The organism is Acidovorax sp. LjRoot38 (genome assembly GCF_964252975.1).
Classification (GTDB): domain Bacteria; phylum Pseudomonadota; class Gammaproteobacteria; order Burkholderiales; family Burkholderiaceae_C; genus Acidovorax; species Acidovorax facilis.
Genome location: NZ_CAXUPT020000006.1, coordinates 353,069 through 365,478 on the forward strand (window position 1 = coordinate 353,069; position 12,410 = coordinate 365,478).

At 65.7% G+C, this 12,410-nt stretch carries 10 protein-coding genes and 1 pseudogene; 5 read left to right on the plus strand and 6 right to left on the minus strand.

Annotated features, from left to right (window positions below):
* The first annotated feature begins 91 nt into the window (after positions 1-91).
* Entirely contained in the window at positions 92-1,438 is a 1,347-nt protein-coding gene (locus ACSQ22_RS13985; protein ID WP_436130665.1) for a branched-chain amino acid ABC transporter substrate-binding protein, read from the plus strand.
* A gap of 70 nt (positions 1,439-1,508) precedes the next feature.
* Here ACSQ22_RS13985 and ACSQ22_RS13990 read toward each other — a convergent pair whose 3' ends face one another.
* The 6 genes from ACSQ22_RS13990 to ACSQ22_RS14015 form a co-directional block, all read right to left on the minus strand.
* Positions 1,509-2,270, minus strand: coding sequence for an ABC transporter permease (locus tag ACSQ22_RS13990; protein ID WP_431153068.1), 762 nt, complete (start codon positions 2,268-2,270; stop codon positions 1,509-1,511).
* Between the two features lie 5 nt (positions 2,271-2,275).
* Positions 2,276-3,268, minus strand: coding sequence for an ABC transporter ATP-binding protein (locus ACSQ22_RS13995; RefSeq protein WP_436130666.1), 993 nt, complete (start codon positions 3,266-3,268; stop codon positions 2,276-2,278).
* A 214-nt stretch (positions 3,269-3,482) separates the two neighbouring features.
* The gene (gene mltB / locus ACSQ22_RS14000) at positions 3,483-4,559 is read right to left on the minus strand and encodes a lytic murein transglycosylase B (RefSeq protein ID WP_436130667.1); all 1,077 of its coding nucleotides are present in this window, start codon (positions 4,557-4,559) and stop codon (positions 3,483-3,485) included.
* Positions 4,560-4,696: 137 nt separating this feature from the next.
* Positions 4,697-6,724 carry a transglutaminase TgpA family protein gene (locus ACSQ22_RS14005; RefSeq protein WP_228900095.1) on the minus strand — a complete coding sequence of 676 codons (2,028 nt, stop codon included), beginning with the start codon at positions 6,722-6,724 and terminating at the stop codon, positions 4,697-4,699.
* A 112-nt stretch (positions 6,725-6,836) separates the two neighbouring features.
* Positions 6,837-7,892 carry a DUF58 domain-containing protein gene (locus ACSQ22_RS14010; protein ID WP_121419432.1) on the minus strand — a complete coding sequence of 352 codons (1,056 nt, stop codon included), beginning with the start codon at positions 7,890-7,892 and terminating at the stop codon, positions 6,837-6,839.
* Positions 7,893-7,895: 3 nt separating this feature from the next.
* Positions 7,896-8,816 (minus strand): AAA family ATPase, encoded by a 921-nt coding sequence (locus ACSQ22_RS14015; RefSeq protein WP_010460095.1) that lies wholly within the window; start codon positions 8,814-8,816, stop codon positions 7,896-7,898.
* Between the two features lie 53 nt (positions 8,817-8,869).
* Between ACSQ22_RS14015 and ACSQ22_RS14020 the strand changes: the two genes are divergently transcribed.
* The 4 genes and pseudogenes from ACSQ22_RS14020 to ACSQ22_RS14035 form a co-directional block, all read left to right on the plus strand.
* On the plus strand, positions 8,870-9,823 hold the full coding sequence (locus ACSQ22_RS14020) for a histone deacetylase family protein (RefSeq protein ID WP_176888873.1): 954 nt from the start codon (positions 8,870-8,872) through the stop codon (positions 9,821-9,823).
* Positions 9,824-9,983: 160 nt separating this feature from the next.
* A complete protein-coding gene (locus tag ACSQ22_RS14025; protein ID WP_436130668.1) occupies positions 9,984-10,775 on the plus strand; it encodes an enoyl-CoA hydratase in 792 nt (263 codons plus the stop codon).
* 5 nt (positions 10,776-10,780) lie between these two features.
* A complete protein-coding gene (locus tag ACSQ22_RS14030; protein ID WP_436130669.1) occupies positions 10,781-12,115 on the plus strand; it encodes a mechanosensitive ion channel family protein in 1,335 nt (444 codons plus the stop codon).
* A gap of 217 nt (positions 12,116-12,332) precedes the next feature.
* A pseudogene (locus tag ACSQ22_RS14035) lies at positions 12,333-12,410 on the plus strand (electron transfer flavoprotein subunit beta/FixA family protein); the annotation flags it as partial.

Sequence of the window (12,410 nt, forward strand, 5' to 3'; positions counted from 1 at the left end):
GGGTACTCCTATACACTGCGCGGCTCTCGACGTGGTCGCCGCATGCCAAAGAGGTGTGTGCGGCCACACCGCATTTCAAGGGAAAAATGGCATGAATAAATTGCACTCCGTGGGCTTGAAAACAGGCGCAGCGGCATTACGTCAATCCGTTTTGGCCGCAGCAGCCACGCTGTGCTGCGTGCTGCTGCCAGTGTCCGCCAGCCATGCCCAGGCTGCAGCGCCAGCCACTGCCGTGGCGCAGGCCAAGCCCGTGAAGGTGGCGCTCATCGAAAGCCTGTCGGGCGCATTTGCCAACACGGGCGAAGCGGTTTACCGCAACATCTACTGGGCCATGGAACGTGTGAACGCGCGGGGTGGCGTGCAGTTGCCAGCCGCTGCGGGTGGCCCCCGCCCGCTGGCGCTGGAGCGCTACGACAGCAAGGGCCAGAACGAAGAGGCGCTGTCGGCCCTGCGTGCGGCCATCGACGATGGCGCGCAGGTCATCCTGCAGGGCAATTCATCGGCTACGGCGGCGGTGCTGATCGAGGCGATCAACAAACACAACGAGCGCGAGCCGAACAAGCGCGTGATTTTTCTGAATTACTCGGCGGTGGACCCCATCCTCACCAACGAGAAGTGCAGCTTCTGGCACTTTCGCTTTGACGCCCACGCCGACATGCGCATGGCCGCGCTGATGGATGTGATGCGTGAAGACAAGTCCCTCAAAAGTGTGTACCTCATCGGCCAGGACTACAGCTTTGGCCAAGCCGTGCTGCGCGAGGCCAAGAAGCAGCTGGCCGCACAACGCCCCGATGTGGCGGTGGTGGGCGACGAGCTGCACCCGGTGGGCCGCGTGAAGGACTTTGCACCCTACGCCGTCAAGATCAAGACCAGCGGCGCGCAGGCAGTGGTCACAGGCAACTGGGGCAATGACCTGTCCCTGCTGGTGAAGGCCGCGCGGGAAGTGGGCTACGAGGGCAGCTTCTATACCTTCTATGGCAACGCGCTGGGTGCGCCCGCTGCCATGGGTGATGCAGGCATTGGCAAGGTGGTGGCGGTGGCCGACTGGCTGCCCAATGTGCCAGGCGCCCAGAGCGAGGCGTTCTACCAGTCTTTCCGCGAGCGTTTTCCCAAACCGCAGGACGACTACGTGCACATGCGCATGCAGCTCATGGTGGAGGCCCTTGCCCAGTCCATCGAGCGTGCGGGCAGCACCGACGCCGTGGCCGTGGCGCGCCAGATGGAGAAGGCCGATGTGCGGCTCTCGGGCCAGGGCGGCAGCATGCGCGCGGCGGACCACCAGTTCCAGCAGGCGCTGGTGGTGGGCGTGATGGACAAAAAAGGCGCGCCGGGCGTGAAGTTTGATGTGGAAGGCTCTGGCTACGGCTTTCGCGTGGTGCGGCAGATTCCTGCTGCCAAGGCGCAGCAGCCGCACAGCTGCAGCATGCAGCGGTATTGAGCCCACGTCCTGAACCGTTCACGCTGAGTCCGCCGAAGGGCTCAGCGTGAATGTTTTTGGGGCGGCGGGCTCAACGCCGGATGCGGCGCCCCGTCTTGAACACCCACCACACCACGACGAGGCACGCGGCCATGAACACCAGCGTCATGCCCGTGCTCACGCCAATGTGGACATCGGCCTGGCCATAGAACGCCCAGCGCAGTCCGCTGATGAGATAGACCACCGGGTTGAACAGCGAAACGGTCTGCCAGAACGGCGGCAGCATGTTGATGCTGTAGAACGCCCCGCCCAGAAAGGTCAGCGGCGTGATGACCAGCAGCGGGATGACCTGCAGCTTTTGAAAGCTGTCGGCCCACAGGCCGATGATGAAACCGAACAGGCAGAACGTGACGGCGGTGAGTACGAGGAAGCCCACCATCCACACCGGGTGCGCCACTTCGTAGGGCACGAACACCCGGGCCGTGGTGAGGATGAGCACCGACACCAGCAGCGACTTGCTGGCCGCTGCGCCCACGTAGCCCAGCAGCACCTCCACCCAGTTCACAGGTGCGCTGAGCAACTCGTAGATGGTGCCGGACCACTTGGGCATGTAGATGCCGAAGGCCGAGTTGGAAATGCTCTCGCTCAATAGCGACAGCATGAGCAGCCCGGGGATGATGTAGGCGCCGTAGCTCACGCCGCCGATGTCGCCCATGCGCGAGCCGATGGCGGAGCCAAAAACAATGAAGTAGAGAGCGGTGGTGAGCACCGGTGCGATCAGGCTTTGCATCCAGGTGCGAAAGGCCCTGTTCATCTCGAAGCGGTAGATGGCGCGCACGCCATGCAGGTTCAGGCCGGTCATGCTTGGGGTGCTTTCTGTTCGGAGGGGGCCTGGTTCCGGTCTCGGTGTACCAGGCTCACGAAGATGTCTTCCAGCGAGCTTTCGCTGGAGTGCAGATCCTTGAAGTCAATGCCGTGCTCGGCCAGTGCGCGCAACAGGGCGGCAATGCCCGTGTCCTCCTGCTGCGTGTCGAAGGTGTAGGTCAGCGCGGTGCCGCCCTGGCTCAGCACGAGCGGCCAGCGTGCCAGCGCGTCGGGCACTTGGTCCATCGGCTGCTGCAGGGTCAGCGTGAGCTGCTTCTTGCCCAGCTTGCGCATCAGCACGTCCTTGTCTTCCACCACGATCAGCTCACCCTTGCGGATCACACCGATGCGGTCGGCCATGTCTTCGGCTTCTTCGATGTAGTGCGTGGTGAGGATGATGGTGGTTCCCGCGTCGCGCAACTCGCGCACCAGGCGCCACATGTCATGGCGCAGCTCCACGTCGACGCCAGCACTGGGTTCGTCCAGGAACAGGATTTTGGGCTCGTGCGACAGCGCCTTGGCGATCAGCACGCGGCGCTTCATGCCGCCCGACAGCGCGAGGATCTTGCTGTCCTTCTTGTCCCACAGCGACAGGTCCTTGAGGATCTTCTCGATGAACGCCGGGTTGGGCGCCTTGCCAAACAGGCCCCGGCTGAAGTTGACTGTGGCCCACACGGTTTCAAACGAATCGGTGTGCAGCTCTTGCGGCACCAGGCCAATGGCCGCGCGGGCGGCGCGGTAGTCGCGCACGGTGTCGTGGCCGTCTGCGGTGATGGAGCCGGCCGTGGCATTGCTCATGCCGCAGATCACGCTGATGAGCGTGGTCTTGCCCGCGCCGTTGGGCCCGAGCAGGGCAAAAATCTCGCCGCGCCGGATGTCCAGGTCGATGTTCTTGAGCGCCTGAAAGCCGCCCGCGTAGGTTTTGCTCACGCCGCGCACCCGGACGATGGCGTCCACAGCGGGCGTTGGAGAAGGTGATACAGGCATGAAGAAAAGGGTTGGGTGGGGGTGGGCAAAGAGGTGTGCCGCTGCTGCAGGGCTGCCGGGCCAGCGGTCCAAGCCGGGCATTGTGGACTGACTTGCGCAAGCGCGCTTGCAGGCGCCGCCAAACCCCGCATCGGCCGTCCGGCCGTCCCCCTGCCGGGCCTGCGGAGCGCTGCAGCGCCTCCCCCGAAAAGACGCCCCGGTGCGCCTGCGCGGGTCAGCGCGCGCGCGCCGCCGCCACTTCGCGGCCCAGCTCGATCACCGCCATCGCGTAGTAGCTCGACCAGTTGTAGCGGGTGATGGCGTAGAAATTTTCGGTGCCCGCCACATAGCTCGGCGCCTCTGCGCCGTTTTGCAGCTCCACCAGCGCAAGCGGGCCGTTGTGTTGTACGCCAGCCGCGTCGAGCACAGCGCCCTTGGCTTGCATGCTGGCCACGCTGAAGGTGGGCAGGATGTCGGGCGCCAGCAGGTCATCCATCTGCAGCCGTGCCGTGTCGAACTGCACGCCAAAGTGCGTGGGCATGCCCGGCGTCCAGCCGTGGCCCCGGAAGTAGTTGGCTACCGAGCCGATGGCGTCGGCCGGGCTGTTGAACAGGTCCACGCGGCCATCGCCGTCATAGTCCACGGCGTAACGCACCCAGCTCGACGGCATGAACTGTCCCAGGCCCATGGCACCAGCGTAGCTGCCGCGCGGCTCGAACGGGTCGGTGTTGCTGCGGTTGGTGAGGCTCAGGAACTGCTCCAGCTCGCGGCGGAAAAATTCGGTGCGCTCCTTGGCGCGAGGATGGGCTGATGGGAAATCAAACGCCAGCGTGGCCAGCGCGTCCATCACGCGGAACGTGCCCATCTGCTGGCCGTAGATGGTCTCCACGCCGATGATGCCCACGATGATCTCGGCGGGCACGCCGTACTCGCGCTCGGCCTGCTCCAGCATGGCCTGGTTCTCCTGCCAGAACCGCTGGCCGGCGCGGATGCGGATGGGGTCGATGAAGCGGCTGCGGTACACGCGCCAGTTCTTGGCCGTGCCCTTGGGTGGCGGCAGCATGAGCCGGGGCACCTGCGGCAAAAAATGCGCCTGCCCGATGGCCTGGCGCACCCATTCGCGGTCCAGGTCGCGGCGCGCAGCCAGGTCGTCGGCAAACTGCAGCGCCTCGGGGCGCGATGCGTAGAGCACGGCTGGCTTTTGCTTTGTGATGCTGGTTTTGGAGGATTTTTGCGGGCTAGCGCTTACTGGTAGTGCGCAAGCAGCTATCAAAAATATAGCTGTTGTGATCCATGGAGCTGTCTTCTTCATTTGGGTTGTTCGTTACTTTGTTTTGTCCCTGCGCCCCGAAACCGACGCGACCCAGGCCAGGGATGCCAAGCAAGGGCCGCCCCGCAGCAAGGGCATCGTCCCCTTGGGGGGAAGCGGCGAAGCCGCTCAGGGGGGATTCATCGGTTTGGCCAGGGCAGTGCGCGAAACTCGCGCCGCAGGGCTCCCAGTTCGGTGTCGGGGTGGGGGGCGTAGCGCAGGCGTTCCAGCCGCAGCAGCCAGTCTGCCACCCCAGCAGCCTGCGGGCCGAAGTGCGCGCGCACCCGTTCGGCCATGGCGCGAGGGGGCAGGGTTTCGGGCAGCGTCAGGCCGGCGCGCGCCAGGCGCTGGCGCGTGCGGGCCAGCAGCCGCAGCCAGGGGTCGTGCTGGGCACGTTCCCAAAGGCTCCAGCCCATGCCGCCCAGTGCAGCCGCGATGACCAGGCTGCCCAGCACGGTGGTGAGGTCCTGCCAGCTGGGGGATTCAAACCCCAGCGCCTTGAGCAGGTCCATCTGGCGGCTCTGGGTGTAGTTGAGCACCCACTGGTTCCAGCCGTTGTTGACGGCTTCCCACACGGCCCGCAGGTTCTGCACCATGCCCGGGCTGAGGGTGCCCAGGGCGTTGGCGAACGCACCCTGGGGCGCGCGCAAACGCTGGAACTGGCCCACGCGGTTCGGCGAGACGGCGCCTGTGGGATCTACACGCACCCAGCCACGCCCCTCCATCCAGACTTCGGACCAGGCATGGGCATCGGCGTTGCGCACCGTCCAGTAGCCATCCACGGGGTTGCGCTCGCCGCCCTGGTAGCCCGTGACGATGCGTGCTGGCACATCCATCGCGCGCATCAGCACCACGAAGGCCGAGGCGATGTGTTCGCAAAAACCTTCCTTGCGGTCAAACCAGAACTCGTCGGCGGTGTGCTGGCCATAGACGCCTGGATCGAGGGAGTAGTTGTAGCCCCCTGTGCGCAGGCGTTGCAGGACGGCATTGACCAGAACTTCCGTGCGGGCGTTGGCCAGTGCAGGGTCTGCCCGCATCTGTGCCGCCAGCTCCAGGGTGCGCGGATTGAAGCCGGGCGGCAGCTCGGTGTACACGCGCAGTTGCCGCACCGACTGCTGGGGGCCGTGGCGGAACTCGGGGTAGCTCACGGCCTGGTAGCGCATCACCTCGGTGATGGGACGTGCGGTCATCCACTGCAGATCCTGCGTCATGTAGGCCTGCATGTTGTTGGGCAGCTGGGGCGCCTCGGGGGTGGCCTCCAGCACCATCAGCCAGGGCTGGCGCTGGGGTTCGAGCGTCACCTCATAGCGCACCGCCGGGCCGCTGACCTGCAGATTGGCGGGCAGGGCTGCACGTGCGGCCCAGGCGCTGTCTTCGCGGAAGGGCTCGGCCTGCCATTCCCGGCCATCGAACGCGGTCATGACGGGCCCACGAAAGTACAGCGTGGATTGCGCAGGCACATCGGTGGGCGCCCCCTCGAAGCGCAGGCGGATGGCCACCCGCTCATCCAGTGCGATCTCGGCCATGTCCCCGATCTTCATCGTGCCCGACAGGCCGCTACGCCCGGAGAGGTTTTCGCCGGGCATGCCCCACAACGGTGACATGCGTGGGAACAGCATGAACAGCGCCACCATGATGGGCGCGCCCAGCAGGGCCATGGTGCCCGCCATGCGAAAGGTCTGCGCCAGCGGCGGGCGCCCTACCGGCATGTGGGCATTGACCAGTGCCATGAGCAGCCCCAGAAGCGCCACCAGCATGGCGGCGGCAGTCAGCAGAGATTGCGAGAAGAAGAAATTGCTGAGCATCGTGAAGAAGCCCAGGAAGAACACCACCATGGCATCGCGGCGTGCGCGCAGCTCCAGCATCTTGAGGGCGAGCAGCATGACGATGAGGGTGACACCCGCATCCCGCCCGAGGATGGTGCGGTGCGTGAACAGTGTGCCTGCCACCGCTACCAGGAGCAGGGCGGCCACTGTCCAGCGGCCGGGCAGGGGGCGGCCCGTCCAGGCCAGCCAGCCGCGCCACAGCAGCAGGCCGCCAGCCAGCAGGCTGGTCCACACCGGCAGGTTGGACACCTGCGGCGCGATCACCCAGACGATCACGAACAGCAGAAAAAGCGTGTCGCGGGCGTCGCGAGGCAGGGAAACAAGGGTCTGTCGCAGGTTCATGGCAAGGGGGCACGCCCGACAGGTGGTGATTGATTTGCTATCAAAAATGTAGCTTTCTGCGCTTTTCTAGCAAGCGCAAGGTGCCAGTTTGATCTAAATTCTGAGGGACGAATCAGCACAATGCCAGTGCCTCCAGGCAATTTCTGCGATGGGCCGCCCCCGTGTCCGGGGCGATCTCCACACCCGGCAGGCGCAGGCCATAGTCCAGCCCCAGCCGGTCGGCCTGCAGCACCCAGGCGGTGAGGCGCGAGATGCGGGCCTCGTGGTCGGGCAGTGAGGCACGGGCCAGGTCCAGCCACAGCTCGTGCCGCTGGGCCTGCTGGGCGTCGCGGCTCACCAGGTCGTCGGTGCCAGTGGCCAGCGACTTGGCGGCCTTCTTCCAGACCACGAGCTTGAGCGGATCGCCCCGGCGGTAGGCGCGCACACCGTCGAATTCGCCAATGCCCTGTGTGGGCGTGTTGCCCGCTCCGCCCGCGCGCGGTTCGCCAGACGGCAGGGGCGGTGTCGGGGTTTCGGGTGCGGGGTAGACCAGCACCTGGGCAGCGGGGCGCCAGTAGGTCCAGACGCGGAAGGTGCCCAGCGGAAAGCGCGTCTCGGCGGTCAATGTGGGAACGCGGTGCAGGCCCCGGCGCTCGGGCTTGAAAGCGACTTGCACGCTGGACTGCCCTTGCGCTGGCACGTCGGTCCAGGCCCAATGATGGGGTTCCTTTTGCGCCTCCTTGCCCGTGCCGTGCACCGACAGGGCGATGCCGTAGCGCGGGGTCTTGCGCTCGCTGGACAGCTGGATGTCAAACGCGGTGCTGCTGCCCATGAAGTGCGGCTCGGGTGCTTTCAGGTGCAGGGTCAGGCCGCGCAGGTTGGCGTGGCAGATGTGCATGCCGATCACCGCACTGCCCGCCAGCAAAAAGGTGAGCAGGTAGCCCAGGTTGAGCTGGTAGTTGATGGACGCGATGAGCAGCACGATCAGCGTCAACGCCAGCATCCAGCCCGAACCGGTGGGCAGGATGTAGACATTGCGCTGCGTGAGCGCCAGCGTGTCGCTCAGCGGCAGGCGCGCCTGCCACCAGCGCTGGAAGCGGCGGCGCAGCGGCGCAAATGGGTTGAGCGTGGCGGCCAGGCTGCGCCAGCGCGCGAGGGGTGGGAGGGGCGGTGGGGTGGCGGATTCCATGGGTCAGGGCAATGGAACCGCTTCGACCATCGCGCGCACCTGCTCCACCGCGCCGCGTCCGGCGTCGCCCACGGGCACCAGGCGGTGGGCAATGGTCTGGGGCAGCACCGCCTGCACATCATCGGGCGCCACATAGTCGCGCCCGCTGATGAGGGCCTGCGCCTTGGCCGCGCGCACCAGGGCAATGCCCGCGCGGGGCGAGAGCCCTTGCAGAAACCACCGGCCCGAGCGGGTGGCCGCAATCAGGTCCTGCACATAGTTGAGCAGCGGATCGGCCGTGTGGATGGCCTGCACTTGGCGCTGCAGCTCGGCCAGTTCCTCGTCGGACAGCAGTGGCAGCATGGTGTCCACCATGTCGCGCCGGTCCGCGCCCGCCAGCAGCACACGTTCCGCGGCGCGGTCGGGGTAGCCGATGGAGATGCGCATCAAAAAGCGGTCGAGCTGCGACTCGGGCAGCGCGAAGGTGCCTAGCTGGTCGTGCGGGTTCTGCGTGGCGATCACGAAGAACGGGTGGGGCAGGGCGCGGGTTTCGCCCTCCACCGACACCTGCTTTTCTTCCATGGCTTCGAGCAGCGCGCTTTGCGTCTTGGGGCTGGCGCGGTTGATTTCGTCGGCCAGCAGCACCTGGGCAAACACCGGGCCGGGGTGGAACACGAAGGCTTCCTTGCCGCGTTCGTACACCGACACGCCGGTCAGGTCGCTGGGCATCAGGTCGGCCGTGAACTGCACGCGCGAGAACTGCAGGCCGAAGGTGCGTGACAAGGCGTGGGCCAGGGTGGTCTTGCCCACCCCGGGCACGTCTTCGATCAGCAGGTGCCCCCCTGCCAGCAGGCAGGCCACGCAGTCCTGGACCTGGGCCTGTTTGCCCACGATCACCGTGTTAAGCTGATCCAGAAGTGATTTGATTTTGTGCTGTGCGTTCATGGCATGACGTTATCCGAAAAATTGAGAAAAATGCGACACGCGGGGACAAGACTGTGAGCAAGACGGGCTATTTCACCCATCGGGATTGTTGGAAGCACGAGATGGGCCCGGGCCACCCCGAATGCCCCGAACGGCTGGACGCCATTGAGGATCGCTTGCTGATCACCGGCGTGGCCGACGCGCTGGAGCGCTACGACGCCCCCGAGGCCTCGCTGGCCGACATCGAGCTGGCCCACGGGCGCATGCACATTGCGGCGTTGCGCGGCCTGTCAGACCGGCTCAACGAAGAGCTGATGGCGGGCGGCCCCAACTACGCGCAGATCGACACCGACACCTCCATCAACGCCCACACCTGGAAGGCGTCGCTGCGTGCCGCCGGGGCAGCCCTGGCTGCCACCGATGCCGTGATGGCGGGCGAGGTGGAAAACGCGTTCTGCTCGGTGCGCCCCCCCGGCCACCATGCCTGCCGCGACAAGGCCATGGGTTTCTGCTTCTTCAACAACGTGGCTGTGGCGGCCAAATATGCGCTGCAGCGCTACAACCTGCAGCGCGTGGCGGTGGTGGACTTTGATGTGCACCACGGCAATGGCACCGAAGACATCCTGGCCAATGACCCCCGGGCGCTGATGGTCAGCATCTTCCAGCACCCGTTCTACCCCTACAGCGGCGACCACGATCCCGCCCCGAACATGGTCAACGTGCCCGTGCCCGCCTACACGCGGGGCATGGACATCCGCGAGATCATCGAGATGATGTGGATGCCCCGGCTGGAAGCCTTCAAGCCCGAGATGATTTTTGTGAGTGCGGGTTTTGACGGCCACCGCGAGGACGACATGGGCCAGCTGGGCCTGACCGAGCAGGATTACGCCTGGATCACCCAGCGCGTGAAGGACGTGGCACGCCGCTATGCCAAGGGCCGCATCGTGTCGTGCCTGGAGGGCGGCTATGTGATGGGGCCGCTGGCGCGCAGTGTGGAGGCACATTTGCGGGTCCTCGCGGATTTGTGACCAACCCCCTGAGCGGCTTCGCCGCTTCCCCCTTCTCTTGCATCGCTGCGCGATGCGGAAGGGGGACGCCGCCAGCGCGGCGGGGCGGCCCTTGCGCGGCGGCCCCCGCCTGGGCAGTGCCAGTTTCAGTCGGCGTGCAGATGGCTGAGAGGAGCAAACTATGACGACAAAGAACTTCGATGATGTGCTGACAACCACCCGCGACGCCCGTGGCGTGGTCACCTTGACCCTGAACGACCCGGCCCGCTTCAACGCGCTGGGTGCAGAGATGCTCTCTGCGCTGCAACAGGCGCTGGACGATGCGGGCCGCGACGAGTCCGTGCGTGTGGTGGTGCTGGCCGCAGCAGGCAAGGCCTTCTGTGCCGGGCACAACCTCAAGGACATGGCGGCGAACCCGGCGCTGGCGTACTACCAGAAGCTGTTTGCGCAATGCAGCCGCATGATGCTGACCATCCACAAGCTGCCAGTACCCGTGATCGCCAGGGTGCAGGGCATGGCGACGGCGGCGGGCTGCCAGCTGGTGGCGCAGTGCGACCTGGCGGTGGCGGCCGACAGCGCCAGCTTTGCCACCAGCGGCATCCACTACGGCCTGTTCTGCGCGACGCCCAGCGTGCCGCTCGTGCGCAATGTGCCCGCCAAGCGGGCTATGGAAATGTTGCTCACCGGCGATTTCATCGATGCGCCCACCGCGCTGGCGCAGGGTCTGGTGAACCGTGTGGTGCCCGCCGATGCGCTGGATGCCGAGGTCGAAAAGTTGGTGGAGTCCATCCTGCAAAAGCCCCGCGTGGCCGTAGCCATGGGTAAGGCGCTGGTGTACCAGCAGCGGGAGCTGGGCATCGATGCGGCCTACCAGCTGGCGGGTCAGACCATGGCCACCAACATGATGGACGACGCCGCGCAGGAAGGCGCGCGCGCCTTTGCCGAAAAGCGCCAGCCTACCTGGAAGCGCTGAGAGCCATGGCCACGACAGAAACCCCCATGCTGGAAGATGTGGGCCGCTGGGCCGAGGCGTTTCTTCGACCCACGGTGCTGGTGGAGTTTGCCGCCCTGGCCGCCTGCCTGGGCCTGGCCTGGTTGCTGGTGTCGCTGCTGCAGCGTGGGCTGCACCGGGGTGACCCGCGCTCCATCCTGTTCGGCACGCGGATAGTCGATGGCGCACTGTTTCCGCTGGCGTTGCTGTGCCTGGCTTATGTGGCGCGCACCGTGCTGCTGCAGTGGGTTCCGCTGGCCGTGTTCAAGGTCGCCGTGCCGGTGCTGGTGTCGCTGGTGGTCATCCGCATCGGGGTGAAGGTGCTGCAGGTGGCCTACCCGGATGCCGCCTGGGTGCGGCCGATTGAACGCTCCATCTCGTGGCTGGCCTGGCTGGGCATGGTGCTGTGGGTCACGGGGCTGTTGCCCCTGGTGCTCGAAGAGCTGGACCAGATCCACTGGAAGGTGGGAGGCGCCACGCTGTCGGTGCGCACCATGATTGAAGGGGCACTGACGGCTGCTGCCGTGCTGCTGATCGCGCTGTGGATATCTGCCGCCATCGAGTCGCGCCTGCTGCGCTCGGCCACCGGGGCCGAGCTGTCGCTGCGCAAGGCCGTGAGCAATGCCGTGCGGGCGCTGCTGATCTTCGTCGGGCTCATCATGGCCCTGTCGGCCGTGGGCATTGACCTGACCGCGTTGTCTGTGCTGGGCGGCGCTGTGGGGGTGGGGATTGGCTTTGGCCTGCAGAAGCTGGCGTCCAACTATGTGAGCGGTTTTGTGATCCTGGCCGAGCGCAGCATGCGCATTGGTGACAATGTGCGGGTGGACAATTTTGAGGGGCGCATCACCGATATCAATGCGCGCTACACGGTGGTGCGCTCGTCCACGGGCCGCGAGTCCATCGTGCCCAATGAGATGCTGATCATCCAGCGGGTGGAAAACCTGTCGCTGGCGGACCCCCGCGTCTGGTTGTCCACCGTGGTGAGCGTGGGCTATGAGAGCGATGTGGACCTGGTGACGCGGCTGCTGGGCGAGGCCGCCTTTGCCAGCAGCCGTGTGCTGCGCGATCCGGCGCCCAGTGTGTCCTTGTCGGCGTTTGGTGCCGATGGGCTGGAGTTCACCGTGGGCTTCTGGATTGCCGACCCCGAGAACGGTTCGCTGGGCCTGCGCTCGGAGATCAACCGCGCCATCCTGAGTGCACTGCGCGCCCACAAGATCGAAATCCCTTATCCGCAGCGGGTCATGCATGTGCAGGTCGAGGGAGCACTGCCCCCTGCTGTGTCGAATGCGGCGGTGGGCCGCGCACTGGCGGGTTCTGAGTAGCCCTGCCCGCTTGTCCGTTGGCTGCAGGTTGCCCAAGGCGACAGCAAACTCTAGACAGGTGCTGCGCCCACTCGCCTATAATCCACAAAAAGCACGATCGTTCTTTTTTCTAATCGTTTGATCTGTGTGCTGGGCCCGTAGCGCTTTCGTTGCAGTGCCGCATAGAATGTTCCAGTTTACGTAAACGTCAATTCAACCAACTCTAGGAGCTGCAGCAATGAAGGTCTTGGTCCCTGTCAAGCGCGTGGTGGACTACAACGTGAAGGTCCGCGTGAAGTCGGACAACACGGGTGTA